This window comes from Nonlabens spongiae, from assembly GCF_002117125.1.
Classification (GTDB): Bacteria; Bacteroidota; Bacteroidia; order Flavobacteriales; family Flavobacteriaceae; genus Nonlabens; species Nonlabens spongiae.
In genome coordinates, this window is the sequence record NZ_CP019344.1 from 1,018,405 (window position 1) to 1,044,830 (window position 26,426).

26 protein-coding genes and 1 other RNA gene are annotated in these 26,426 nt (G+C 40.4%); 17 read left to right on the forward strand and 10 right to left on the reverse strand.

Annotation, left to right across the window (positions count from 1 at the left end; genetic code table 11):
- The gene (locus BST97_RS04605; protein WP_085766129.1) at nucleotides 1–2,493 is read left to right on the forward strand and encodes a TonB-dependent receptor; all 2,493 of its coding nucleotides are present in this window, start codon (nucleotides 1–3) and stop codon (nucleotides 2,491–2,493) included.
- 83 nt (nucleotides 2,494–2,576) lie between these two features.
- Here BST97_RS04605 and BST97_RS04610 read toward each other — a convergent pair whose 3' ends face one another.
- Nucleotides 2,577–3,743, reverse strand: coding sequence for a cysteine desulfurase family protein (locus BST97_RS04610; RefSeq protein WP_085766130.1), 1,167 nt, complete (start codon nucleotides 3,741–3,743; stop codon nucleotides 2,577–2,579).
- A gap of 71 nt (nucleotides 3,744–3,814) precedes the next feature.
- Between BST97_RS04610 and BST97_RS04615 the strand changes: the two genes are divergently transcribed.
- A complete protein-coding gene (locus BST97_RS04615; protein ID WP_085766131.1) occupies nucleotides 3,815–4,702 on the forward strand; it encodes a hypothetical protein in 888 nt (295 codons plus the stop codon).
- On the opposite strand, the gene BST97_RS04620 is transcribed toward BST97_RS04615, so the two are convergent.
- Together BST97_RS04620 and BST97_RS04625 are read right to left on the reverse strand one after the other, a co-directional pair.
- Nucleotides 4,695–5,216 (reverse strand): Smr/MutS family protein, encoded by a 522-nt coding sequence (locus BST97_RS04620; RefSeq protein WP_169711527.1) that lies wholly within the window; start codon nucleotides 5,214–5,216, stop codon nucleotides 4,695–4,697. The two genes, BST97_RS04615 and BST97_RS04620, sit on opposite strands and share 8 nt — an antisense overlap.
- Nucleotides 5,203–5,394 carry a hypothetical protein gene (locus tag BST97_RS04625; protein WP_085766133.1) on the reverse strand — a complete coding sequence of 64 codons (192 nt, stop codon included), beginning with the start codon at nucleotides 5,392–5,394 and terminating at the stop codon, nucleotides 5,203–5,205. The genes BST97_RS04620 and BST97_RS04625 overlap by 14 nt, the downstream gene beginning before the upstream one ends.
- Before the next feature lie 112 nt (nucleotides 5,395–5,506).
- Here BST97_RS04625 and BST97_RS04630 point away from each other — a divergent pair, with 112 nt between their 5' ends.
- Together BST97_RS04630 and BST97_RS04635 are read left to right on the forward strand one after the other, a co-directional pair.
- Nucleotides 5,507–7,489, forward strand: coding sequence for a T9SS type A sorting domain-containing protein (locus tag BST97_RS04630; protein WP_085766134.1), 1,983 nt, complete (start codon nucleotides 5,507–5,509; stop codon nucleotides 7,487–7,489).
- 29 nt (nucleotides 7,490–7,518) lie between these two features.
- The gene (locus tag BST97_RS04635; protein ID WP_262497070.1) at nucleotides 7,519–7,791 is read left to right on the forward strand and encodes a DUF2752 domain-containing protein; all 273 of its coding nucleotides are present in this window, start codon (nucleotides 7,519–7,521) and stop codon (nucleotides 7,789–7,791) included.
- 9 nt (nucleotides 7,792–7,800) lie between these two features.
- Here the strand turns inward: BST97_RS04635 and BST97_RS04640 are convergent, their stop codons facing one another.
- A complete protein-coding gene (locus BST97_RS04640; protein WP_085766136.1) occupies nucleotides 7,801–8,679 on the reverse strand; it encodes a helix-turn-helix domain-containing protein in 879 nt (292 codons plus the stop codon).
- A 178-nt stretch (nucleotides 8,680–8,857) separates the two neighbouring features.
- Here BST97_RS04640 and BST97_RS04645 point away from each other — a divergent pair, with 178 nt between their 5' ends.
- Nucleotides 8,858–9,214, forward strand: a complete 357-nt coding sequence (locus BST97_RS04645) for a hypothetical protein (protein WP_157111446.1) — start codon at nucleotides 8,858–8,860, stop codon at nucleotides 9,212–9,214.
- 173 nt (nucleotides 9,215–9,387) lie between these two features.
- Here the strand turns inward: BST97_RS04645 and BST97_RS04650 are convergent, their stop codons facing one another.
- Nucleotides 9,388–11,016 carry an acyl-CoA carboxylase subunit beta gene (locus BST97_RS04650; protein ID WP_085766138.1) on the reverse strand — a complete coding sequence of 543 codons (1,629 nt, stop codon included), beginning with the start codon at nucleotides 11,014–11,016 and terminating at the stop codon, nucleotides 9,388–9,390.
- Between the two features lie 203 nt (nucleotides 11,017–11,219).
- On the opposite strand from BST97_RS04650, the gene BST97_RS04655 reads away from it, so the two are divergent.
- Both BST97_RS04655 and BST97_RS04660 read left to right on the forward strand, forming a co-directional pair.
- Nucleotides 11,220–12,494 (forward strand): DEAD/DEAH box helicase, encoded by a 1,275-nt coding sequence (locus BST97_RS04655; RefSeq protein ID WP_085766139.1) that lies wholly within the window; start codon nucleotides 11,220–11,222, stop codon nucleotides 12,492–12,494.
- 40 nt (nucleotides 12,495–12,534) lie between these two features.
- The gene (locus BST97_RS04660; RefSeq protein WP_085766140.1) at nucleotides 12,535–13,005 is read left to right on the forward strand and encodes a hypothetical protein; all 471 of its coding nucleotides are present in this window, start codon (nucleotides 12,535–12,537) and stop codon (nucleotides 13,003–13,005) included.
- A 51-nt stretch (nucleotides 13,006–13,056) separates the two neighbouring features.
- Here BST97_RS04660 and BST97_RS04665 read toward each other — a convergent pair whose 3' ends face one another.
- Both BST97_RS04665 and BST97_RS04670 read right to left on the reverse strand, forming a co-directional pair.
- Nucleotides 13,057–14,490, reverse strand: a complete 1,434-nt coding sequence (locus BST97_RS04665) for an NADP-dependent isocitrate dehydrogenase (protein ID WP_085766141.1) — start codon at nucleotides 14,488–14,490, stop codon at nucleotides 13,057–13,059.
- Between the two features lie 212 nt (nucleotides 14,491–14,702).
- Nucleotides 14,703–15,344: a protein-L-isoaspartate(D-aspartate) O-methyltransferase gene (locus tag BST97_RS04670; RefSeq protein WP_085768161.1), complete on the reverse strand. Its 642-nt coding sequence runs from the start codon at nucleotides 15,342–15,344 to the stop codon at nucleotides 14,703–14,705.
- A 127-nt stretch (nucleotides 15,345–15,471) separates the two neighbouring features.
- Between BST97_RS04670 and BST97_RS04675 the strand changes: the two genes are divergently transcribed.
- Genes BST97_RS04675 through BST97_RS04690 form a run of 4 tightly spaced genes read left to right on the forward strand, consistent with a single transcriptional unit; the run spans nucleotide 15,472 to nucleotide 18,229 of the window.
- Nucleotides 15,472–16,440, forward strand: coding sequence for a Gfo/Idh/MocA family protein (locus tag BST97_RS04675; RefSeq protein ID WP_085766142.1), 969 nt, complete (start codon nucleotides 15,472–15,474; stop codon nucleotides 16,438–16,440).
- Between the two features lie 34 nt (nucleotides 16,441–16,474).
- On the forward strand, nucleotides 16,475–17,362 hold the full coding sequence (locus BST97_RS04680) for a 3-hydroxyacyl-CoA dehydrogenase family protein (protein WP_085766143.1): 888 nt from the start codon (nucleotides 16,475–16,477) through the stop codon (nucleotides 17,360–17,362).
- Between the two features lie 24 nt (nucleotides 17,363–17,386).
- On the forward strand, nucleotides 17,387–17,797 hold the full coding sequence (locus tag BST97_RS04685; RefSeq protein ID WP_157111448.1) for a hypothetical protein: 411 nt from the start codon (nucleotides 17,387–17,389) through the stop codon (nucleotides 17,795–17,797).
- On the forward strand, nucleotides 17,798–18,229 hold the full coding sequence (locus BST97_RS04690; protein ID WP_085766145.1) for a hypothetical protein: 432 nt from the start codon (nucleotides 17,798–17,800) through the stop codon (nucleotides 18,227–18,229).
- Nucleotides 18,230–18,251: 22 nt separating this feature from the next.
- Here the strand turns inward: BST97_RS04690 and BST97_RS04695 are convergent, their stop codons facing one another.
- Together BST97_RS04695 and ffs are read right to left on the reverse strand one after the other, a co-directional pair.
- Nucleotides 18,252–19,055: an SDR family oxidoreductase gene (locus BST97_RS04695; RefSeq protein ID WP_085766146.1), complete on the reverse strand. Its 804-nt coding sequence runs from the start codon at nucleotides 19,053–19,055 to the stop codon at nucleotides 18,252–18,254.
- A 45-nt stretch (nucleotides 19,056–19,100) separates the two neighbouring features.
- An RNA gene (ffs, locus tag BST97_RS04700) (signal recognition particle sRNA small type) lies at nucleotides 19,101–19,200 on the reverse strand.
- Between the two features lie 87 nt (nucleotides 19,201–19,287).
- Here ffs and BST97_RS04705 point away from each other — a divergent pair.
- From BST97_RS04705 to BST97_RS04725, 5 genes are all read left to right on the forward strand, one after another.
- Nucleotides 19,288–20,340, forward strand: a complete 1,053-nt coding sequence (locus tag BST97_RS04705; RefSeq protein ID WP_085766147.1) for a glutaminyl-peptide cyclotransferase — start codon at nucleotides 19,288–19,290, stop codon at nucleotides 20,338–20,340.
- Nucleotides 20,341–20,410: 70 nt separating this feature from the next.
- Nucleotides 20,411–20,830, forward strand: a complete 420-nt coding sequence (locus tag BST97_RS04710) for a hypothetical protein (protein WP_085766148.1) — start codon at nucleotides 20,411–20,413, stop codon at nucleotides 20,828–20,830.
- A 34-nt stretch (nucleotides 20,831–20,864) separates the two neighbouring features.
- A complete protein-coding gene (locus BST97_RS04715; RefSeq protein WP_085766149.1) occupies nucleotides 20,865–21,272 on the forward strand; it encodes an acyl-CoA thioesterase in 408 nt (135 codons plus the stop codon).
- 212 nt (nucleotides 21,273–21,484) lie between these two features.
- Nucleotides 21,485–23,029 (forward strand): hypothetical protein, encoded by a 1,545-nt coding sequence (locus tag BST97_RS04720; RefSeq protein ID WP_085766150.1) that lies wholly within the window; start codon nucleotides 21,485–21,487, stop codon nucleotides 23,027–23,029.
- A gap of 129 nt (nucleotides 23,030–23,158) precedes the next feature.
- On the forward strand, nucleotides 23,159–24,031 hold the full coding sequence (locus tag BST97_RS04725; RefSeq protein ID WP_085766151.1) for a DUF808 domain-containing protein: 873 nt from the start codon (nucleotides 23,159–23,161) through the stop codon (nucleotides 24,029–24,031).
- Between the two features lie 103 nt (nucleotides 24,032–24,134).
- On the opposite strand, the gene BST97_RS04730 is transcribed toward BST97_RS04725, so the two are convergent.
- Complete coding sequence (locus BST97_RS04730; RefSeq protein WP_085766152.1) at nucleotides 24,135–25,343, reverse strand: acyloxyacyl hydrolase; 1,209 nt, start codon at nucleotides 25,341–25,343, stop codon at nucleotides 24,135–24,137.
- Between the two features lie 90 nt (nucleotides 25,344–25,433).
- Here BST97_RS04730 and BST97_RS04735 point away from each other — a divergent pair, with 90 nt between their 5' ends.
- Entirely contained in the window at nucleotides 25,434–26,414 is a 981-nt protein-coding gene (locus BST97_RS04735) for a DUF6588 family protein (RefSeq protein ID WP_085766153.1), read from the forward strand.
- The last annotated feature ends 12 nt before the right edge of the window (nucleotides 26,415–26,426 follow it).

Below are 26,426 nucleotides of genomic sequence, written 5' to 3' on the forward strand. Positions count from 1 at the left end.
TTGAAACAGCTTCATACTATTCTTCTGCTAATTTTTAGCTCAGGTCTTCTTGCTCAAAACGCAGTCATACAAGGAATTATACTCGATGCAAATCAAGAACCTATTGAGAACATAAATGTTTCACTCGTCGGATCAGAAAAAGGTACATCAACAGACTCAACTGGCTTCTACCGACTCTTAATTCCAGCTGATACCGAAGTTGATATCAAGTTTTATTCTTTAACTCACAATACGTATATCCTCAAGAATATTATCGTAGAAGCAGGAGCTCCTTTTGAATTCAATCCCATCTTGGAGCTAAAAGTGACCGAAATAGAGACAGTGATCATTACTCGAGTTTCTGAGCAAGAATTTGAAGGAGTCACCACTATTGAACCAAAACTTCTCTCTCGCATACCTGGCGTCCAGGCTGGAGTTGAAAATTTAATTAAATCACTTCCTGGAGTAAGCAACAATAATGAATTGAGTACTCAGTATAACGTACGTGGCGGAAACTTTGATGAAAACCTCGTCTACATCAATGAGATCGAAGTTTACCGACCTTTTCTTGTAAGAAGTGGTCAGCAAGAAGGATTGAGTATTTTAAATAGCGATCTGGTACGCAGTGTAGATTTCAGTGCGGGAGGTTTTCAGGCCCAGTATGGGGATAAATTGAGCTCAGTGCTGGATATTAAATACAGACGTCCTAAATCTTTCGGAGCAGGAGTTGATGCTAGTTTTTTAGGCGTAAATAGCTATGTCGAAGGTAAAAAAGATGACTTTACAGGAATTCTGGGATTGCGTTATCGCGACAATAGTCTATTTGTAAGTTCTAGGGAAACTGAGGCTATTGCCGTACCTCGATTCTTTGACGCGCAGACCTATTTGACATATCAATTCAATTCAAGGTTTGAATTAGGCTTTTTGGGAAACATAGCTATTAATAGTTACGAGTTCCAGCCGCTTAACTCTCAGACTAATTTTGGAACCGTTCAAGATGCCCAGGCTCTTATCATCAATTATGATGGTCGTGAAGACGATCAGTACGAAACCTATTTCGGTGCTTTAAAAGCCAGTTATGATGTAAATGATGACCTCAATTTGCGATTTATTTCCAGTATCTACCATACGCAGGAACAGGAGCACTTTGATATTTTGGCACGCTATCGCATCGGTCGGCCTAATACAGATATAGGTGGTGATAATCTGGGAGAAGTAGATTTTACAACCGCTATTGGCTCTGAACTGGATCATGGGCGCAATGATCTGGATGCATTGATCGTAAATCTACAGCATAGAGGAACAGTAAAGATCGATAGTGAAAAGAAAGACAAAGATTTACTGGAATGGGGTGTAAAATTTACCAAAGAAGACATTAGAGATCGAGTCAGGGAATATACTGTCATTGACAGTGCCGGATTTAGCGTGCGCCCTCCTCTTTCTGAGTTTACAAATCGCGAACCTTATTTTTCATTTGAGGCACCGCTAGAACCATTTCTAAATGTAAGAGCAAACAATGATGTCAACACGACTCGTTATCAAGCTTTTCTACAATATAGCAGTCGAGGTTATCTAGGCGATCACGAGATTTTCTGGAATGTAGGAGCTCGTAGTCATACCTGGACCGTGGCTGGAAATGATTTTGAGGACACAACTCAAACTGTAGTCTCAGGAAGATCTCAGGCTGCCATCAAACCCGACTGGCAAAATACTGATATGCTCTTCAGACTTTCTGGAGGATTGTATTACCAGCCTCCATTTTATCGTGAATTGAGAAACTTTCAAGGGGAAGTCGTTCCTGATGTCAAGGCTCAGAAATCCATCCACATCGTCGCAGGAAACGACTGGAGCTTCAACTGGACGAGCAAAGAGGGCGAGAAACGTCCCTTCAAACTAACAACAGAAGTCTATTATAAGGACCTGGATGATGTCAACACCTACACGGTAGAAAATGTACGCATACGCTACCGAGCAGATAATGTTTCCCGAGCTTATGCCTATGGAGCTGATGTAAGATTGAACGGTGAGTTCATTCAAGGAACTGAAAGCTGGATCAGTTTAGGGTATTTAAAAACCGAAGAAAACATCAATGATCGCGGTTACATCTCCAGACCTACAGACCAGCGTCTGAAGGTGGCTTTCTTGTTTCAAGACTATGTTCCGCGCCTGCCGAACTTGAAGGCTTATCTGAATATGGTTTATCAGACAGGCTTGCCGGGCGGCTCCCCCAGTTATGCAGATCCTTATGATTTTCAATTCCGTCTCAAGGATTACTTCAGGGCAGATCTAGGGATTCAATATGTCTTTGTCGATGATAAAATTAGACCTCCCGAGGGCAGCTGGTTGGGCAAATTCAGAGAATTATCTCTGGGTGCACAGATTTTCAATATCTTCAATTATGAAAACAACATCAGTAATCTTTGGGTAAGAGATGTTGCCAGTGGTTCACAACTGGCCGTTCCCGTAAGATTGACACCACGGGTGTTCAATTTGAGATTGATCGCAAGGATGTAGGAGCGAGATTCTATTACCTTGGGAAGAGCTTCAAGTATAGATGATATTTTGAATTGTCCCGCTTTCGCGAAAGCGAGAGCACCTTACACAGTAACGGGATTCAAGCTATCTATATATTCCTTAAGTACATTTACCACGTAGTCTAACTCTTCCTTAGTATTGAAGATCGAAAAACTGAATCTCAGACTGGGCTTGTTGAGATCCTCATCAGGAAGAATGCTCGTCAGCACGTGCGAACCTTTTTGAGAACCGCTCTGGCAGGCGCTCCCTTTAGAACAAGCAATACCTTTTAAATCCATGGTAAACAATAACATCGCAGCTTTGTCGGCTGGACAGGGAAGACACACGTTGAGCAATGTGTAGGTACTTTTCACATGATCCCCACAGCTGCCATTGAATTTTACACCTGGAATTTTTTCGGACAATTCTGTTTTGAAATAATCTTTCAAATCTAAAACATAGGCACGGTCCTGATCTAGATTCTCATAAGCCATGTTCAGCGCAAGATCCATGCCTGCGATATTGTGTACGCTTTCAGTTCCAGCGCGGATACCGCGTTCTTGAGAACCTCCCAAAATCAAAGGTTTAAGGCCGGTTCCTTTACGTATAAATGCAAACCCCACACCTTTGGGACCATGAAATTTATGGGCACTCACGGCCGTAAAATCTATAGGAAGCTTAGAAAGTTCCATCTCATAATGGCCTATGGACTGTACGCAATCTGAATGAAATAGAGCGTCGTACTTTTTACAAAGCTCGCCCACAGTCTTTACATCTAGCTTGTTGCCTATCTCATTGTTGATATGCATAAGAGAAACCAGCGTTTTACCGCTTCCACTCTCAAGTAATTCTTCCAGATGTCTCATGTCAACACTCCCACATTCTTTGAGTCTGACGTGATCCACTTCTACTCCATATTTTTCCTTGCAATGATCAATAATGTAAAGAACAGCGTGGTGTTCAATAGAAGAACTGATGATGCGCGTAACACCTAGATCTCTCACACAACTATGAATGGCTAGATTATCTGCCTCAGTTCCTCCTGAAGTAAAAATGATTTCCGCAGCTGTGACATTAAGGTGTTTAGCAATATTTTTACGAGCATTCTCGATGATAGATTTTGCACTGCGGCCGTAGCTGTGCGTGGAACTGGGGTTACCATATTGCTCTTTCATGACTTGGGTCATGTGATCGATGACTTCCGGTCGCATTTGGGTGGTTGCGGCACTATCTAGATATACTTGTCTCATGAGAGCAAAGGTAAAATTTTTAGAATTATTTAGTAAAAGGATTGCAAGCGATAAAACAGTATTTTTGAAGTATGAGAAAGATTTGTTTTTTACTTTTAGCCAGCCTACTAGTTGCCTGTGATGACGGCGATATTATCACGGAAGAATTTGATTTTGAAAATACGGCGATTAACATACGTGAGCCACTGGATCCTGAAAACTCAGGGAGGGTAATATTTTTCAAGAATAAAACAGATACACGAGAAGCCCTGATCCTATCATTTGACATAAATGATGATTTCCTCACTGATGATGGATCAGGAGCGATCGAACTTAGAGGAACAAATATTCTTGAATACCGCAGATTTAATGTCGCGCCGGAAGATGAGTATTTTCGCCAATTAGTACCTCCAGTTGAGCCGAGAGTTGAAGAAGTTTTTACCGCTACTGCTGGAACAATTAATTTTACTACCACCATAATTGAAGATGATAGAGATGGTGTTCCTTTTGAACTAGAGATAAATGGAGATACTGATGGGGATGGTGTACCCAACTATCTTGATCTGGACGATGATGGTGACAATGTTCCTACCGCTGATGAAGTTCCCGATTTGAACGAAGATCAAACCGACTTTGTCGAGGTAACTGATACCGATGGCGACAACAAATTGAATTATTTAGACGAAGACGATGATGACGATCTTGTTAAAACACGGCAAGAAACACTTGATGGAGATATAAACCCAGCAAACGACCTTCAAGATGGAGTCCCTAATTATCTCAACGAGGCTGTAAGCGAGGCCGCCTCGCCGCGTATAGAAGATGATGCCAGAATTCCACACACATTTGTGCGTCGTTACGAAATTACAATTACGATAATTGATCTCGTATTATCAAATGGTAGTGAAGAGTTCATATTTGAATCTTTTGACTTTGGCACCTACGCTCAAGAAAACCTGTTGACCATTCAATTTAACTGAACTTATAAAAAACCACCTCAGTTGCTCCGTAACCAAAACGCTTATAATCAGCATCGTGGTAATTGATACTAGTCTTACCATTTAGGAAATGATGCAATTCTTTTTTAAGTTTTCCCTTTCCTACTCCGTGTATGAGGATTACTTTTTTAATTCGTTTTGACTCAGCTTCTTCGAGGGCAGATTTGGCTCGATCAAGTTGCGCGACTACCTTTTCATGATTAGTCATGTTTGAAGTATGGGAAACCACTTCGTGCAAATGTAAATCTACAACCATCTCATCAATATTGGTCAGGCCTTTTGGACTGCTTGCCGGTTCAGTGGATTGATCTTGTATAGGTGTTTCAAATTCAAAATCGCCTGACAAAATAAGCTGACTCGCCGGTCTGGTATGTTCAAATCCATGCTCGCAAATGAAGGTTATCTGTTTCGCTTTCGCGAAAGCGAAATTCCCACATAGATCTTCATCGATCACACAAACCAGATCACCTGGTTTGAGCTGGTCAATCTTGATCATCGAGGTGATCATCTTTATGCTGACTCCAGTACACTGAAGCACGGTAAGCCCCTAACATTAACAAAATAATTCCACCTACCTGAATTATCACATTTTCATCACCTGAAATCAAGTGGTATGCAAGCATGGAAGATCCTATGATAATCAAGATAGTATTTAGGAACTGAGGGTTTTTCATGAGATTTCAATGTAGTTAATCGAAAGTCTTTTGTTTAAGGCAAAATTAGAAGATAATATAAGAGGAAAAAGATTAATATTTTTTATTTTTGTTTTTTAAGAGAAAAAACACTATGAAGAACTTTATTCTTTTGATTACCGCAGTTTTATGTTCGCAAATAGCGGCTGCTCAACTTTATGCGGAAAACAATAGCTATATCTTCAGCAAGGGATCAGATATTTTTGTACGTGAGAAAGTGAGATTACGCAACGGTAGTTTTCTTTACCTAAGAGGTGAATCGCAGCTCCTTCAAAAAGATGATGTCGACAATGAAGGCTCAGGCTTACTTTCAGTTTACCAAGAGGGAACCACAAATCAATTTACTTACAACTACTGGTCATCACCGGTAAGTAACGCTGATACGGGTCTCGATGGTAATGTAGGTTTCTCAAGAACAGTAATCAAATATCCTATAACTGGAGGAGTAGTTGATGAATTTTCTAGAAACGCTGGTGATCCCGTTTTTCTCAATGCTCCTAATTATAATGGAATAACGGATGATGGAACTGCATCGATACCGCTCAGAATCGCTGGTTATTGGCTTTGGAATTTTGACAGTAGTGGTAATGCAGATACTGGATATGCTGGCTGGATCCCGTTTCAAGATGACTCAACCGTGCTTGAGCCAGGTTACGGATTTACTATGAAAGGTACTAGGACTAGAAATACTGGAAACACTCCTAACAGAAGAACTTTTAATGGGACCGTGGGACAGCGATATGATTTTAGAGGTCGTGCAAATAACGGTACCATTACGATGGGTGTAGGTAATGATAATGCAACTTTGATAGGTAATCCATACCCAAGTGCCATAGATCTCAAAAGGTTTCTTGAGGTAAATGCTGAGCACCAAGATGGCGGTGGAAACGATGTATTAATTAATCCTGAAATAAGATATTGGGAATCGGTAGAAGAGACTTCACATTATCTTATTGATTATCTAGGTGGATACGGTGTTTATTCTCCGCAAGGTTTTGAGGTGGGCAGCAATGACGGCTACGCAACCGAAGGTACCTACATTGAGCCTATTTTTAGGAGAACTGATAATGATGGTAATATATTAACATCAACGGCTCAAACTGGTGGTGGATCTACTGATGGTGCTAGAAGATATGCCGCAGTAGGTCAAGGCTTTTTTGTTTGTAGAACAAATACTGCCGTACCGGCGACTGAAAACTCTTTTGAAGCCACGCCTACTCCATTTATTACAGACGGTGTCGTGATAGGTACTGATAATGGAAGTAATATTCTAGGTTCTATAATTTCTTTTACCAATGAAATGAGACAATGGAGAAAAGAAAATGGTAGTACATCAATTTTTAAAAGAAACCCTGGAGCGACCTCGAGCAACTCTAGCTCTAGTGGTACGGTTAGCATGACTTTAAACGTGGTGCATCGTGGAGAATATGTGAGACCACTCAAAATGGTTTTCCACCCTAGTACTTCTCAGGACTATGATCATGCATGGGAAGTTCCTGTCAATAATAGACTAGAAAATGATGCTTATGTTGACATAGAAGGTGGAGAATACATTCTTTCAACACAAAACTTTGATGTTAACATGCGTATTCCAATTGGTCTTGAGGTTCAACACGATAATGATCAAGCTAGGCTGGTAGAATTTGAAGTTCCTGAGGAATTGAGACAGAACTTTGATCCAGCAGAAATATATCTTTACGATGGCCTATCTGGAATTTACCATGATATCAAGAATAGAAATCAATTCATTTTAGTTCAACCGGGTCACTATACTGATCGTTTTGAAATAACATTTACTGACGCTACCCTTAGCAATCCAGATTATGATTTCTCTGGTGTTGAAATATTTCAAAATAATAACATACAAAAACTTACTGTGCTTAATCCAGACATGCTAGATGTTAAAGATATTACTTTATATGACCTTGCAGGTAGAATGGTAATCCGTTTGGATGATTTAGCTACAGAAGCAAGTTACACTTTGGGTACAGATACTTTTTCTACTGGAATTTATATCGCGAAGGTTACAACTAAGGATGACCTAGAGAAAACTACTAAAGTTAGTATTTCAAACTAAGTTGACATAAGCTTATGAATGAAAGCTGGATGCTTCCTTGCGTCAGCAAAAAAATAACTGGAATGGACTGTCCTGGATGTGGTATCCAGCGGTCCATTTCTTTTTTGCTTAAAGGTGAACTCGTAGATTCTTTTTTAATGTACCCTGGCCTATTGCCTATTGCAACCTTATTTACTTTTTTGGTTGTAGATTTTTTCTTTACTATCAAACACTCAGAAAAAATCAAATTATTCTTAACCTTTTTTACTTTAGGGACAGTTGTGGTAAGCTATATTATCAAAATGGTTTTTTTGTATCTCTAGAGAATTGGATCAGTTTCTCTCGCTCATCGCCATTTCAAGCTTTAATTCTTTTCGGTAGGCACTAGCCGTTTTTCCAGTTATTTGTTTGAATACCTTGTTGAAATGAGAGAAGTTGTTAAAACCTGATTCAAAAGATACATCTGCGATACTGGAATTACTCTCAGAAAGTAATTTAGTTGCATGTACTACACGATATTCATTAACCATTTGCGTGAATGTTTTACCTGAAACTTTTTTAAAATAACGGCAAAATGCGGGTACTGTCATATTAACTTCTTCGGCTATAGATTCTAAAGCAATAGGTTTTTTGAAGTTCCTGTTGATATATTTATACGTATTTTCAATACGCGAATTGTCTTGGACATCAGATTGAAAGGTGAAGCGAGAGGCATTCAATACCGTATAGTCAGTTGTTATGCTCAACTCATAAAGAATCTCTAGTAATAAATTCAGCCTGTAAAATCCAGCTACGGTAGCCAGCTTATGGATGCGAGCACCCAAAGTATTTTTAGTCTCCTTGTGAAAGATGAGACCATTTTTGGCTCGTTCAAACAACATTTGAATGCCGTTCAGCTCTGGTACTTTTGCGATTTCGTTACCTAAAAACTCGGGATGAAATTGAACCAAGAGTTCAGATCCATGATTGGGACGGTCAGTAAAGCCTATATGAGGAAGCATGGATCCTATTAATAGCAGCTGACTATTATGATAATAGGACATGTGATTCCCCACATGACGTTTACCACTACCGTCATCTACATAAACTAATTCGACCTCTGGATGATAATGCCAAAAAGGCTTCATCGTTCCTCGTTCCTCTCTTTTGTGTTCAACATAAATCGAGCTACCTATTTCAGGATGAATTTTCTCATATACTGGCTCTTTCATAACATGATTTATGTGATTTCAAAGATAGTAAAAAAGCTAATTTTCAACCAAATTAACACGAAAACGTTAGAGTAAGGTATTATACAATCAATTTAGCATATAAATTGATCAATTTGCTTGTTTTCAACACATGTAAACCAGATTATGTTTGTATTGTAATATTTTAAAAAACATGATTATGAAAAAGCAAGTTTTAAATTACGTTATCATTCTAATCGCAACTCTTAGCACATCTTTCAGCGTTGCAAATTCAGGATTACCTTCGTCAGGTATCACTACTATTGAATTTGAAAATGTACACGCTGGTGAAATACTCAGTATGTACACACAAAGCTATGAGCTCGTATATTCTGAATCGGTAACGGAAAATGGATTGTTCCGCAAAAATTACGATATGAGTCTCCTCCCTGATGGAAATTACATAATCGTATTGGAAAAAACTGAAAAGCTAGAGACTCAAACATTTACCATTCAAAACGGTATTGCTGTAAATCTATCTGAAAAATCATCGTTTAAAAGCCTACAGCTCATTTGATCAACAATAAACTGTATGTGAGTCTGTATACAATACATAATTCTAGTTTAAGTATAAAGTTGTAATTCAACGGTGAGATGATACATAATTCTACCGCACAAGGTAAAGGGTATTTATGAAGTAGTCATGAGATCACACGGTAAGGTGTTCAAATCTAATATCGAGATTTAAAGTCAAACTTGCAGAACTCCCATATTGAACTTTTTCTCTATGGGCGCATGATCTGCAGCCTCAATACCCATGGAAATCCATTTGCGGGTATCACGAGGATCAATGATCGCATCAGTCCAAAGACGGCTAGCGGCGTAGTAAGGTGAAACCTGCTCGTCGTAGCGGTCCTTTGTTTTTGTAAATAATTCTTCCTCTTCCTCTTTAGTTAGTTTTTCACCATTCTTCTCCAGCGAAGCCTTTTCAATTTGCATAAGAACTTTTGCCGCACTGTTGCCAGACATCACCGCGAGTTCTGCACTGGGCCAGGCAACAATAAGACGTGGATCGTAAGCCTTACCACACATTGCATAATTACCTGCTCCGTAACTATTACCTACGACCACAGTAAATTTGGGTACCACACTATTGGAAACGGCGTTGACCATTTTGGCGCCGTCTTTAATGATTCCGCCATGTTCAGATTTACTACCTACCATAAATCCAGTAACATCTTGAAGAAAGACTAAGGGTATCTTTTTCTGATTGCAATTGGCAATAAAACGAGTCGCCTTGTCTGCACTATCGCTGTAGATCACACCGCCAAATTGCATTTCGCCTTTCTTTGTTTTAACAATCTTGCGTTGGTTTGCCACAATGCCTACTGCCCAACCATCGATACGCGCATAACCGGTCACAATGGTTTGCCCATAGCCATCTTTATAGGCTTCAAAAGAATCGACATCAACCAGCCGATCTATGATTTCCATCATGTCATACTGTGCGTTTCTTTCTCTGGGAAGTACTCCAAAGAGTTCTTCGGGATCTTTTGCCGGCTTTTGAGCGTCTTTCCTGTTGAACCCTGCACTTTCTGCAGCGCCTATTTTATCAAAGATATTCTTGATTGTATCCAAGGCGTCCTTATCATCCTCGGCTTTATAGTCTGTAACGCCGCTGATTTCGCAATGCGTGGTCGCACCGCCCAGCGTCTCGTTATCGATACTCTCTCCTATCGCAGCTTTAACCAGATAACTACCTGCAAGAAAAATACTTCCCGTTTTATTGACGATAAGCGCCTCATCGCTCATAATGGGTAAATAGGCACCTCCTGCTACACAACTACCCATCACGGCACTGATCTGCGTGATTCCCATACTACTCATGACCGCATTATTCCTAAAAATGCGACCGAAATGCTCCTTGTCTGGGAAAATTTCATCTTGCATAGGCAGGTAAACGCCGGCACTATCTACTAGATAAATTATAGGCAGCTTATTTTCAATAGAGATCTCTTGAGCTCTAAGGTTTTTCTTTCCCGTAATGGGAAACCAGGCCCCAGCTTTTACCGTCGCGTCATTTGCGACTACGATCACCTGCTGACCTTGAACGTAACCTATTTTAACCACTACTCCACCACTGGGACAGCCACCGTGCTCCTCATACATTCCCAGACCGGCAAACGCCCCTATTTCAATGGATTCAGAATCCTTATCCAGCAAATAATCTATTCGCTCTCGAGCGGTCATCTTTCCCTTAGCATGATGTTTTTCGATACGTTTTTTACCACCGCCTTCAGCAACTTTTGCAATTTTCTTGCGCAACTCAGACAGCTGTAATTTATTATGATCTTCGTTTTTATTGAAGTTTAAATCCATTCAAATAGGTTTGTTCGTGTTCAAAAATACAACGTTTGCGTGGAAAGATAGCCTAGATAAAGTCCTTAAGTTACTTCAGATTTAGAAAGGGATTTTGAAGGTTTCCGCTTTCGCGAAAGCGGGATAATTCAATCACCATCCATATATAGACGTCCTGTCTAACCACAGCATATAAACCTTACCTTTGCACCTTATTAAATTACATGACATTTAAACAATTAGGGCTAGTTGAGCCCATCTTACGTGCCTTGGAAGATCAAGGTTACGAACAACCCACCCCCATTCAAGAACAAGCAATACCTATATTACTAAGAGGAAAGGATTTACTGGGCTGCGCTCAGACCGGTACTGGAAAAACCGCGGCATTTTCTATCCCGATCGTGCAAGATTTATATCAAAAACCACATTCCAAGGGTAAAAGAGCCATTAAAACGCTGGTGGTAACTCCTACTCGAGAGCTGGCCATTCAAATAGGCGAAAACTTCACCGCATATTCTAAATATACCAAAATCAAAAACACGGTAATTTTTGGTGGTGTGAAGCAAACCAGTCAAGTGTATGCATTGCATCAAGGTGTGGATGTTCTCGTGGCAACGCCGGGTAGATTGCTGGATCTGATCAATCAGAAATACATCTCGCTCTCAAACATCGAGCATTTTGTGCTGGACGAAGCAGATCAAATGCTGGACATGGGCTTTATACACGATATCAAGAAGCTGTTGAAATTGCTGCCTGCTAAGCGTCAATCCTTGTTTTTTAGTGCAACGATGCCTAAAGCGATCGTAGAATTGTCGAATCAGATTTTGGGTAATCCAGAGCGTGTCACGATCGCACCAGAAAAAACTACAGCTGAAAAAGTAGAACAACGCATCTACCACGTCAACAAAAAAAATAAAACCGACTTACTGATCTCCTTGTTGAACAACGAGCTGGACCAGGCAACTCTTGTTTTTTCAAGAACCAAACACGGTGCTAACAAAATTGTTAAACAGCTGGATAAAGCTGGTATCAAAAGTGCGGCGATTCATGGTAACAAATCTCAAGCTGCCAGACAGCGTGCTTTAGGCGCCTTTAAGGAAGGTAAACTCAAAGCACTCATAGCTACGGATATTGCTGCTCGTGGTATTGACATAGATGAGTTGAGCTACGTGGTGAATTATGATTTGCCCAATGTTCCTGAGAGTTATGTACACCGCATAGGGCGTACGGGTCGCGCAGGAGCTAGTGGTCTGGCCGTCAGCTTTTGTATGCTGGAGGAACGACCTTATCTCAAAGACATTGAAAAATTGATCAAAACCTCTATTCCAGTTGTTGAGGATCATGAATTTGAGTTTAAAATGGAAGATGCTGCTGAGCCTAGCCATAAAAAACAGAATAAAAGACCACGCCCTAAAAACAATAGGAATAGTCAGAAGTCGAATTCTAATCGGAATAATAGGTCCCGTAATAGACGAAGATCCCGTAACAGTCACTCATAATTCTTATGAGCTAGTTCATTGAATATCAAAAAATATAACCATGAAGGTTAGGTTTATCATTTTATTATTTGTGCTAACGAGCGGCGTTTTGTTAGCTCAAGACACTGATAAGATTAAAGACTTGGCTCCATTTGTAGGACACTGGATAGGAACTTCTACAGGTTTCAAGGATTCAAAAATTACCAGAAGTGAGCCAGCGTTTGAGAAAATAGCAATGGGTCTTGATGGCAATATCTTAGAGATTGATCTCTATTCTGAATCTTTAAGGTTGCATACCATTATCTACTACAATGCAGAGGAGGACATTTACAAATATAACCCCTTTTATAAAAAGGGCTCGGCCAGTTACCCGGCAAAATTTGAAAACGGGAAGCTAGTGGTAACACCCACGCCTGAAAAGCGGTTCATCTTTGAAATAATGCGTGATGGTCGTTTCAGAGAGTACGGAGAGCAAAAGAAGAATGGCGTTTGGGAAAAGTATTTTGAAGATATTTTTACTCGAGTTGACTAACAAAAAAAAGGCTGCCAAATGGCAGCCTTTCAATATTACAGCAAAGAAGCCTTATTGTCCCTGACCTAGCGAGTATCCTCGCTCGCCGTCAAAGGTGTAAAGGTTTTCTGTTTTTATAACATCTACTCCTGCATCATGCAAACGAGTCAACAAGTCTATGATAGATTGATTAGTTACAGAAGTTCCATCTTTTGCTTCAAAACGGCATCTCCAGTGATCTGTCCAGAAAGTTTCATCAAATCCATTAGGATAAACTTTCACTCCTCTGTTTGTGATCATTTGAAGTGCGATATCACCATTGCAAGTCTCAAGTAAGCCTCCTAGCTCGTCGGCAGTTTTGTCGGCGCAATCTACAAACGCATCCACTCCTCTAAGTTCTTTTTTAGCTGGTGCAGGTCGCTCGTACTTTTTGATTTGAATCACATCGTGCTTTGCGCTGTCCTCAGTTACAAAGTGAGTGGGTGTTTTACCCAATCGTTCGATAACTGCATCGGCAAATTCCATAGTATTGACTTTGCGCTTGCTTGTTTTCTCATCATAAATGTCAGCGGTATGAATTCCTTCTTCTATGACACAGCTCCATGCATTTTTGATGGTGGCAGCCTCATGGTGCATTCCTAAATGATTCAACATCATCAATGCACCTCTTAAGATCCCTGAAGGATTGGCTATTTTCTTACCAGCAATATCAGGAGCAGAGCCATGAATGGCTTCAAACATCGAACATTCCATCCCTATATTTGCTGAACCTGCGAGACCAACAGAACCAGAAATCTCAGCGGTGATATCAGATACAATATCTCCATATAGGTTAGGCGTTACCACTACGTCAAACTCTTCTGGATCGTTAGCTAATTTAGCCGTTCCTATATCAATGATCCAGTTGTTTGACTCGATATCTGGGTACTCAGCCGCGATCTCATCAAAAACTTTATGGAAAAGACCATCAGTCAATTTCATGATGTTGTCCTTAACCATACAAGTCACTTTTTTGCGATTGTAGGCGCGGGCATATTCAAATGCGTATCTGATAATTTTTTCAGATCCAGGTCTCGTGATCAACTTCAAACATTGAAAAACTTCTTGAGTTTGCCTATGTTCAATCCCAGCGTAAAGGTCTTCTTCATTTTCACGCACGATCACTACATCCATATCTGGATGTTTTGTAGCGATGTATGGGTGAAAGCTGTTACAAGGTCTCACGTTTGCAAAAAGGCCTAAAGTCTTTCTAAGGGTAACGTTCAAGCTTTTGTAACCTTTACCTCTAGGGGTAGTAATAGGAGCTTTGAGGAAAATTTTGTTACGCCTGATAGTATCCCAAGCTTCTGATGATATTCCAGTCGTGTTTCCAGAAAGATAGACCTTCTCTCCTATTTCAACTTCTTCATACTCAAGTGGAACTTTAGCGGCGTTAAGAATCTTAAGAGTGGCATCCATAATTTCTGGACCTATTCCATCTCCTTTTGCGATCGTTACTTTTCTCATGTAGTTTTTTGTATTTCCACAAAGAAACGATTCTCAACCTATAACTTTAAATTTATTAAACTAATGTTTTCCATAAGATCCATTTATAAATCAGCCTTGAACCGCAATCGTTTTAGTAATAATGGGGATTACGGGAAGGTGCAGGACAGTTGGTAACTGAAGTGCTGTTCACTGCTTTAGGTAAAAAATAACAGAAATACCGTGGTTTGATTTCAATTTTTCCCGTCTAAAAACGGTACAAACCTGAACTCACCAAAAGTTTTTTTACTGAATTCAGTTTCAGATCTACGGATGAACAGCGTCATAATTTGCGGATCTTCACCTATGGGAATCACAAGTCTTCCACCTATCTTGAGCTGTCCTAAAAGAGCTTGAGGTAACTCTGCCGCGCCACAAGTGACTATAATTCCGTCAAACGGTGCATGCTCCGGCATCCCTAAATAGCCGTCACCGAAATTAAATCGCGTGGGTCGGTATCCCATTTTACGAAATAACTTTGAGGTCTTTTTAAACAGCTCGTTTTGTCGTTCAACGGTGTAGACTTTGGCTTTCATTTCAAGCAAGACGGCACATTGATAACCACTTCCAGTACCTATTTCCAGTATTTTATCACCAGGATTCAAATGGAGTAATTCGCTCTGAAAAGCAACGGTGTAAGGATGCGAGATGGTTTGATCAGCGCCTATGGGAAATGCTTTATTCATGTAAGCATGCTCCATAAAAGAGCTGTCTAGAAACAAATGTCTCGGGACTTTATTAATCGCCTCCAGCACTGCCTCATCAGTTATTCCCTTTTCTCTCATGAGTTCCTTGAGAAGCCGGCGTTTACCTTTATGAATGAAATTATCCTCCATGAGGTCAAAAATATTGCCTGACTTCTTGATAAAAACGCATTCTCGCATGCTTTTTCTTAACAAATTACCACCATGCTCGCCTATGACGCATATGATCTATTTGCTATTTTTACGAAAATTGTAGATTATGCTGAAAGCGGGAGTGCTGGGTGCGGGTCATCTGGGCAGGATCCACCTGAGATTGTTGAACGAGAGCGAGCGTTATGAGCTTGTGGGATTTTATGATGCAGATCCTCAACATGCAAAACAAATTGAAAAGGAGTACGGCTATACCTATTTCAGCGATGTAGATAAGCTTATCGCAGCCTGCGACATGATCGATGTGGTCACCCCTACTTCCTACCACCATGAGAGTGGCGTAAAAGTTCTAGATGCCGGCAAGCACCTATTTATTGAAAAACCCATCACGGTAACTGTAGAGGAGGCGCAGGAATTGATCTCGCTTTCGCGAAAGCGGAATCTCAAAGGACAAGTAGGACAAGTCGAGCGATTCAATCCAGCTTTTAAAGCCGTAAGTTCCCGCATAGATCAGCCCATGTTCATAGAAACGCACCGCCTGGCAGAGTTCAACCCGCGTGGAACGGACGTAAGCGTGGTACTGGATCTCATGATCCACGATATCGATGCGATTCTAAGTGTCGTGGACAGTAAGGTAAAACATGTGAGTTCCAGCGGAGTCGCCGTAATCTCAAACACGCCAGACATTGCTAACGCTCGTATTGAATTTGAAAACGGCTGTGTGGCAAACTTGACCGCGAGTCGCATAAGTCTGAAAAAAATGCGTAAGGCGCGCTTCTTCCAGCGAGATGCCTACATATCAGTTGATTTTCTAACCAAGGCCGTAGAAGTGGTACGCATGAAAGATGCACCAGAAGATCGTGGTGATTTTGACATGATTCTTAAAAATGCTGAAGGCGTAGAGAAACAGATCTATTTTGACAATCCTAAGATTGAAGAAAACAACGCCATTTTAGATGAGCTAGAAACCTTTGCCGATGCGATCGAAAACGACACCGAGCCTGTGGTAAGTCTAGAAGATGGTACAGCAGCACTCGATGTTGCCCTACAGATTATCAAAAACTTTAAAGAACTTTAATCGCTTTTCAAAGCGTAAAATCCATATAAATTTAATGAAAAACGTAACCGTAATAGGCGCAGGAACCATGGGTAATGGTATTGCGCATACTTTTGCACAATCAGGATTCAACGTATCACTGGTAGATATTTCACAACCCGCACTTGATAAGGGGCTTTCTACCATAGCAAAAAATTTAGATCGCATGATCGCCCGTGAGAAAATCACGGAAGCCGACAAAAAATCTACTTTAGATAACATCACCACTTTTACAGAACTTGAAGAAGGTGTAAAAAACGCTGAACTTGTGGTAGAAGCAGCAACTGAAAATGTAGATCTAAAAATAAAGATTTTCGGTCAGATGGATGCACTGGCTCCTCAAGATTGTATTCTAGCGACTAACACCTCATCCATTTCCATTACTCAGATAGCTGCACAAACCACAAGACCTGAGAAGGTAATCGGGATGCACTTTATGAATCCTGTACCCATCATGAAACTGGTCGAAATAATTAGAGGTTATTCCACCAGCGATGAAGTGACTAACACGATCATGGAATTGTCTAAAACTCTTGGTAAAACACCTACTGAGGTGAACGACTATCCTGGTTTTGTGGCTAATCGTATTTTGATGCCTATGATCAATGAAGCGATTGAAACGCTGTACAATGGTGTTGCGGGAGTACAAGAAATCGACACGGTAATGAAATTAGGTATGGCGCATCCCATGGGACCTCTGCAACTTGCTGACTTTATAGGGCTAGACGTTTGCTTGAGTATTCTCGAAGTGATGTACGACGGTTTCAAAAACCCAAAATATGCTCCGTGCCCACTATTAGTCAATATGGTAATGGCTGGCAAGCGCGGTGTAAAATCTGGTGAAGGTTTTTACGACTACTCAGAAAGCCGCAAAGCCGAGCACGTGAGTAAGAGTTTTGCTTAAACTAAATCATCAATCAACCACATCATGTCAAGACTATATATTTCTTTACTTATAATACCTATGATCTCGATCTTGGGTTGTCAGGATTTTACACCAAAATCTAAGACACCCAAGGTCGAGTTTGTCAATAAGACTGCCTTTGAGAAGAAAGCAAAAGAGATAGTAGCGTTTGAAGATTTAGGTATATCTTATTTGGGAATCGGTCACAAAGTCGACTCATTTGCTTACAAACCAAATTTCATCCTAAGAAAACCTGAAATCGATTATGATGATTCTTTGCAGGTTCAAGGAGTTTTGGATAAGCTTGAAATTCTTATCGATGCAGAAGTTAAAAATCTTTCAGATTTCCAAGGCGTACAGATAACCTTTGAAAAGCAAACGGAAGTTTCTCCAGATTTTATTAAGGAAAAAAATTTGATCTATAATCTTTATTAGATGAAGAACTTCAGAACCAGTTATTTTACAGCTCTTATCCTTCTACTTTTCTCAAGCTGTGAAAGAAACGGAAATACCAATGATGACTCAAAGTATTTCTTCAATGATCAGAGCTTAGTTGACTATATAGAACGTGAAATCAATCAGGTGGTTTCCTTTGACAATTTAAACTTTGGCTATTCTATCAGAGGCGGTAGGTTTACTGACAAAGAAGGCGTTACTTGTACTATAGAAAATGCAGAAGTCATACCTGCAACAGATTCCCTCTACCGTATCAAAGCTGACAAAATTGCTAAGATCCTTAGAGAACAGACTCCGGTAACGGAACATTACCATGGTTTTGATATTATTTTCACCGCTCAAGACTCGATCAATCCATCGACAAGAATCGAGAGTATCTTGACATTTAAGTACAATTCGAGATCTAAGTAGGAATAATGATCAAGATAGTTCTCTACAACCCATAATGCTTTTTCAACATCTTCTCATAGCGCTTTTCTGGAAGTATTTTCTTTAAAACGATGCTGAATTTCTGTAGGAAAGATCCCACCTTATAATGAATACCTGGATTTTTTTCTTTTAAAATTTCAGCGATTTTCTCGGCAACTTCTTTTGGGTCATTGCCGTCGTCCACGTGCTCGTCGATAAGTTTTAAGGTGTGGGCGTAACCTTTAGCGTAATCTCCATTTTCATTAACGGGAGCGTGAAATCGTCCAGCGGCAATATTAGTCGCAAAATCGCCAGGAGCCACATTGCTGAAATGAATATTAAGGTGAGCACATTCCATGCGGTAGGCTTCGGTGGCAATTTCAAGAGCGCCTTTGCTGGCGCTGTAGATCCCGCGATAGGGTAATCCCATATATCCAGCGATGCTGGTAATATTAACCACTCTTCCTGATTTGCGTTTGCGCATGTGAGGCAGTACGGCCTGTAAAACCCTGAGTGGTCCGTAAAAATTGGTATTCATCGCGTTTTCCACTTCGCTCAGCGGTGTTTCTTCCATGGGACCGGTGATGCCTACACCTGCGTTATTAATCAGGACATCGATCTGATTTTCTCTCTCTATGATGTAACCTACCGCCTTATTGATGGAATCCTGATCCTGAACGTCCAGTGCAACCATTTGAAATGGCAAACATGATTCGGGTTTGGGATTTCGGCTGGTACCGTAGACGGTGTAGTTTTTTTCTGAGAGATGGAGCGCGATGGCTTTTCCTATGCCTGAAGATGCTCCTGTAATAAGCACGACTTTTTTCATGGATCGCTGATTTTTAAGTAGTTAGCTTTCGCGAAAGCGCACAAAAAAAGGCAAGCTACCTACATCACACCGCTACGACCGCTTACCCTTGCTGCGTTCCCGCCCTGGGGGAGTTCAGCAGGAGCTGGTTGTGTAGGACTTGCCCGGTGCAAATATAGGCTCTTGTTTAAGCTACGCAAAGCTTTTAAGGCGTAATTTTTCTACCTATCTTTCGCCCTGTTAATTAAGAACAATGCATTTGAAAAAAGCCGTCCTACTGCTGGTTCCCGTCTTGATTTTAACGGCCTGCAGAACTGAAGAAGAGCTGTTTACAAAAAATTTTTCTGTGACCGTAGAAAACTCTAAATCCAGTTGGAAAACGGGTGACGAGATCAAACTTAGTGTCAGTGAGGAAGAAAATATGGATGTGGATAGCGTGATATGGAAGCAAAATGCACGTAGAATCGAGGGGGCTGATGGTATGACGCTTTCGCGAAAGCTAACAGAAAACGATCCACTGGGCTACCTCACCTACTCTGCTCATATTTATAAGGACGGTCGTGAGGCAGTAGCGCGTGCTGCGGTAAAAAGATTGAATCCGCAAAAGCCGAAAATCTATAAATACCGTGTTAAGAATACGTATCCTCATGATGTAGCAAGTTATACTCAAGGCTTGGAGTTTTATGGTGACTCTTTATATGAGAGTACCGGTCAGTTTAACGAAAGTGACCTACGCATCACAAATGTGGAAACGGGAGAAACGATCAAGAAAATAGACCTACCCAGCAGTCAGTTTGCTGAGGGCATGACGATCATGAATGACAAGATTTATCAGCTTACCTGGCAAAGCGAGATCGGTTACATCTATGACCTTGGCCTGAATAAAGTAGGCGAATTTGCTTATAACGAGAGTAAAGAAGGCTGGGGACTGACTAATGATGGGGAGAAACTCTACAAAAGCGACGGTTCTGATAAAATATGGATCATAGATCCCGAGACCTTTAAAGAAGAGGGGTACATTCAAGTGGTTTCTAATAAAGAAGTCTACAAAAAAATAAACGAGCTTGAATTTATAGATGGTAAGATTTACGCAAATGTCTATCAGCAAAATGTGATCTTCATCATTGATCCCAAAACTGGAGGTATTGAAGCTGCGATTGACTTGCGTACCTTAAAAGAAGAAATTCCCAACTATAGTAGCAATGACAACGTACTTAACGGTATCGCTTACGATAAGAAAAACGATCGTCTTTTTGTGACGGGTAAGCGCTGGGAGAAGATGTTTGAGATTGAGGTGTTGAAATAATGCTTATCGCTTTGAGCTTTGCGCGTAGCGCATTTTGATTTTTCAAGAATAAGCTGAATCCGAGATTTGCATGAAGGAGAATTCTAAATCTGTTATCGTATTCTTAAGTGCCTTGTCTTTAGCAATTTTAATACCTGTCATTTTTGTCGCATTTAACTTTGGTTCTAATTTATGCAGTCAAACTGCGATTCAGGAATTTCACTCTCCTAACCATTTGCATAAAATAGTCCTAAGCCAGATGAATTGCGGAACCACAACGGATTTTACAACAGAAATCCATATTTTAGAAAGCGATGAAATTATAGAAAATGAAGAGATACTTTTTCAAGCTTTTTCCGACAATCTAGTAGCTCAATTTGAAGGAGTAATAGACATAGAGGTTGAGTGGTTAACTGATGAAAAAATTATTATCAAATTTGACAAAAAAGCTAGAAATTTTGAACTTGATAAGTCTTTAGACGGTTTTAAAATTAAGTACCAACGATTTTAGAGACTAAAAACAAACGGCAGATCTATAAAAATTCATGAGTAAAAACGAGCTACCTGTTTTCAAACAAACTTTTGATGTCCAGCCAGAACACATCGATGACCTAAATCATGTCAACAATGTGATTTATGTGCAATGGGTGAATGATATTGCTGTGGCGCATTGGAAAGAGGTTGCCACAGAACACTTGTTAGACACCTATAATTGGTTTTTAATCAAGCACACGATTGAATATAAAAGCGCTGCTGTTCTGGGCGACTCGATCCATGTGAGTACTTATGTAGGTCGAGCAACAAATGTGCGGTACGAGCGTTTTGTAGAAATTAGGAATGCTAAGACTGACGAATTATTAGTCAAAAGCACCTCAGACTGGTGTGCGGTAGATCAGAACGGTAAACCGCAACGCATTACTGATGAGTTGAGAAGGGTCTTTGAAGTGGATTAGGAGTTAGGAGTTAGGAGTTAGGAGTTAGGAGTTAAGAGTTAAGAGTTAAGAGTTAAGAGTTAAGAGTTAAGAGTTAAGAGTTAAGAAAAATCGCGTTTTTCTATTTGATGTCGAAATTCGCCAAATAAATTTTAGAGCCTGGCACTTGGTCCCGATAGCTATCGGGATTGGAACTTGGAACTTAATATCAAGCATTAAATGCTTAAGTTATAATGAAGAACTTATTTACGGTCGTAGTCATAATTATCGGAGTCATTTTGATCTCCTCATGTCGTAACGACTTTGATTTTGAATCAAGCACAGGGTCTTTGGAGTTTTCTCAAGACACGGTTTTTTTAGATACGGTTTTTAGTACAATCGGTAGTAGTACTCGAACTTTTAAAGTGTATAACCGTAGCGATGAAAATATTGTCATACCTACCGTAGGTCTGCGCGAGGGTATCGATTCTAAATACCGTTTATCAGTCGATGGCGTACCAGGAAAGGTTTTTGAAGATGTGGAATTGTTAGCTCAAGACTCTATGTTCATTCAAGTAGAAACTACAGTGGACATCACGGAAGTCAGCAACGGATCCGAATTTCTCTATGAAGATCAGATTGATTTTGATAGCGGTTCTAACTTACAGACCGTCGAATTAGTAACTCTTATTCAGGATGCTATTTTTCTATTTCCCGAACTAGAAGATGATGGTACAATCGCATGCATTCCTATAGGTACAGATCCCGAGGGCAATGAGATCTGCATCGAAGGCTTTGTACTCGATCCAAGTGAACTGCACTTTACCAATGAAAAACCCTACGTGATTTATGGTTTTGCCTTCGTTCCCAATGATCAAGTGATGACCGTGGATGCCGGCGCACGATTACATTTCCATAACAATAGTGGTATTATAGTAACCAATGAAGCCAGTATCCAAATAAACGGCGCTCTCTCCGCAACGGAGGAAATGGAAAACCAAGTCATTTTTGAAGGCGATCGCCTAGAACCACTTTATAGCGAAGTTGCGGGCCAATGGTCCACAATATGGTTAACTGCTGGGAGTAAGAACAATATTTTCAATTACACGACTATTAAAAACTCCAGCGTGGGTCTTTTAGTAGATAGTTTGAATACAAATTCAAATGGCGCCACTGTTCAAATCAATAACAGCCAAATCTTAAACTGTAGTAACAATGGAATACTCGCCACTACAGGGGAAATCGATGCAGAAAACCTAATCATAGGAAATACAGGACAGTCCTCTTTCGTAGGCCGTTTGGGTGGAAGTTATAATTTCAACAATTGTACGTTTGCTAATTACTGGAACAGCAGCTTTAGACAAGATCCTGTTGTTCTTCTTTCAAATGCTATCCCAAATGTCGCAGATCTTAGTGAAGATCTCATTCAAGCCAATTTCACCAATTCCATCATTTATGGGAATCGAGATATCGAGATTGCTTTATTAGACGATGAAACTTCAGCTTTCAATTTTAGTTTTTCAAATTCACTCCTGAGATTAAACGATCGGTTCAACGAATTGAGCGATCTACCAGCTTACGATTTTCAAAATACCAACTTATATAATCAAGTGATCTTTAACCAAGATCCGGCGTTTAAGAATGTGGATTTAAATCAATATCAGATCGATAATTCCAGTGCAGCAAATGCTCTAGCTAACCCTTTAACAGCAACGCAGCAAGATATTTCAGGAAATGATCGTAATGCTACCGCACCTGATGCTGGTGCCTATGAAAGTGAAGATTTGAGCGAGGACTAATCACATGCGCAACTCAACATCTACTACCCCAGTTCAGCAAAAGGTAAAACTCATTATTTACTGAAATAATTAGGGAAACCCTAGATTGAGATTTCTATTTTTGATGTCGACTAACAACCCTAGTATTTTATGGCTTCAAGTTTTTTTGCACTTTTTGACGACATTTCTGTTTTGATGGACGATGTAGCTTCCATGAGTAAGGTGGCTACAAAAAAAACTGCCGGAATCCTAGCCGATGATCTTGCCGTGAATGCAGATAAAGCCTCAGGATTTGTGTCAAAACGAGAGCTGCCCGTATTGTGGAAAATTGCAAAAGGCTCCTTACTCAATAAAGCCATCATTCTCCCCATAACTTTTTTACTGAGTGCATTTCTACCCGTGGCGATAATAGTCATTTTAGTAATTGGTGGAATCTATTTGGCATTTGAAGGGGCTGAGAAAATCTGGGAATACCTTTTCAAAAAGAAAGAGAACAAACAAGAAGTAAAACACGTTAAACTAACTCCTGAAGAGGTTTTAGAGCAAGAGAAAGAAAAAATTAAATCGGCTATTCTAGTAGATTTTATTTTGTCAGTGGAGATTGTAATCATTGCGCTGGGCACCGTTTTAGAAGAACCGTTGGAAGTGCAAATTGCGGTCACCACGGTTGTTGCTTTGCTAGCGACAGTGGGCGTTTATGGTATTGTTGCGCTTCTCGTGCGTATGGATGATGCTGGATTGCGACTCATCGCAGCCGCCGATGGTAAGGAAACTTTAGGCAGTAAAATAGGTCAGGGAATGGTGTTTGTCTTGCCTTGGATTGTAAAAGGACTGGCTATTTTAGGAACGCTCGCCATGATTCTTGTCGCTGGTGGTATTTTTGTCCACAACATTCATTTTTTTGAGGAGATCAATCCTGGGATGCCTTCTATGCTCTGGGAATTTCTAGTGGGTCTGGTTGTGGGATTAATCGCTTTTCTCCTTTTTAGTTTAGTAATGAAGTTGCTGGGTAAGAAGCATTAATACACTCTCAATTTTACTTGTTGTTTTTGTTTTTTCGCTTTCGCGAAAGCGAGACAACTACTTTCCACATTTCAATTAATCTAACGCGAGAGTTTGACCTACCTCAAAACGACTTACCAAACGTAAACATGAGCGGCACCGCTACGCCATCATTCTGATTGAAGATATTTCCATTAGAATAGTGAATGATCTTGAGTTCAAAATTATAACTATGATCCTTCCCAAAATAGGCTCCTACGCCCATAAAATCTTGGTAGGTAAACTCTGGACCGGTTTCAAAACCATCAATATTTTCTTTGCTTATGAAAGTAGGACCGATCAGTGAGTAATTGGCGTACATGGCAAATTGCTTTTCTCGCCAAAAGTAAAAGTCAATCTGCGGATAAATACTCAAAGCAAAAACCCAATCCTTATCCCCACTGCTTTCAAAAGCAGTGGCACTTGCTCCCCAACCCAATGCCAAAATCTTGCGCCCTTTATAAACGGTGCGGTGATAATTCAAATGAACAGTGTTACTAGCCTTCACATCTCCATACCAAAAAACAGGCACTCCAAGATTTTCAAAATTCCCTACCCTAGACTGGAAGGAGAAAAATTTGTTTGCAAAATACCCTATAAAATCATTGCTGTAACCCAGTTGCACAGTGTTTTTTGGGAAGAACACATCACTCGTTTCATGATATTCTTTGGGCACCAATTCTGATAAATTATACTGAAAACCAGCGGTAAACTGACTTATGGATCCTTGACTATCGTTATGCTTGGGGATGTACATCGCCTGTGCAGTCAAATCCCATCTGTTGTTCAATTTGTATTTCAAGCCGCCTACGGCCATTAAACTGAAATATTCTTCATCTTCAACTCCCCTATTCTGGCCCAGTAAAAATCCCTTTCTCGTTACGCGTGCCGGACCGGCCTCTGTATATAAGCTCCATTTATCGTTCAGGGCAAATTGCCTACTCAGTGTTAGAAACCAAGAATTCAAAAAGACACTTTTGGTCAAATTGGTACCGTTGACTTTATCAAATTCAAACCAAATTGCTGGACGCATGACACCGTACTGAATCGCCCAGTTCTCATTAAACTTATACCCGAGCATCAGTCGGCCAGAGAAAGGATTTTTTTTGTAGCCACTTGTGGTAAAACCCTCATTCAGAAGACTTTCATCGTAGGGATAATTTAAATAGCCCAGATTAACCTGAATGAACGTATTTCCTAGAAAAGGATAATCTTTTTTCTGATCCTCAGAGTCCTGACTGAATACCAGTAGTGGTACTAAAAAGACAATAAAAATGAAAACGTTTCTATGCATTATCTAACTTATGGCGAGCAAGATAATTAGAAAGCGGGTGTTCCTCCTATTTTGATTATTTTGCCCGCTTAATATTTTAATTAAGAACCGTTGAGCCGATATCATTTAGCAGTAATTGTTTTGTTTTTTTCGCTGTTTACCACGGCACAACCTGACCTAAATGATGTATTTCATGATTTCTTAATCATTCTGGATCGCTATAATGAACCAGCTGCTGAGGCCAGTACCCAGCAAACAGGTGCCGGTTATTACACTACAGCAAAAAGTCTTAAGAAATTTGAGTTTGCGGCCAGTATTGGTATCAGTGGTTTGCCCTTTCCTAATTCTAAACAATTTTTTGATGTACGAGAAGACGAGTTTCTGAATTTTACGATCAGGGATGCAGATCGCGCGAGCGTCCCCACCGCGTTGGGAGGTGAGAAACGTGTGTTTTTTGATTTTGAAATCGAGGGTGACGATTATGAATTTCAGGCATTGCCAGGTTTGGGAACTGATTTTTTTGCATTTCCCTACGTTCAGGGGCAGCTCGGTTTATGGAAAGAAACGGAGTTTATTATACGTTATGGACCACAAATCACGATTGAAAGTTCTGATTACGCTTTATACGGCGCAGGTTTAAAGCACAATTTGAGCCAGTATTTTCAAAAAGAAAATCGCAAATGGGAAGTAGCCTTTCTGACTAATATCAACTGGAGTGATTTCAATCTCAGGTACAAGCCTCTAGCGCTGGAGCCTGCGAGTGGCGATCCTGCCATTGCTGTTTTGGACGGTACACTCATCGATTTTTACTCTTTAAATGCAGGACTCATCGCAAGTCGTGACTGGAATTCATGGACGGTTTCTGGCGGTTTGATCTATACAAACAGCTGGATCGATTACCGACTCACGGGCGAGAAAAGTCAGTTTTTAGACATTTTCAACCAGGTTCTCGTCGCATTGAGCGAGCGCAAGACCAGCTTCAGGGCAGATCTGGGTGGGGCTTATAATTGGAGCGATTGGACGCTAGCGACGCAAGTGAGTTATTCCCAGTTTTTGAACTTCAACATTCAAGGGGTTTATCAGATTTTTTGATTGGTTGAATCA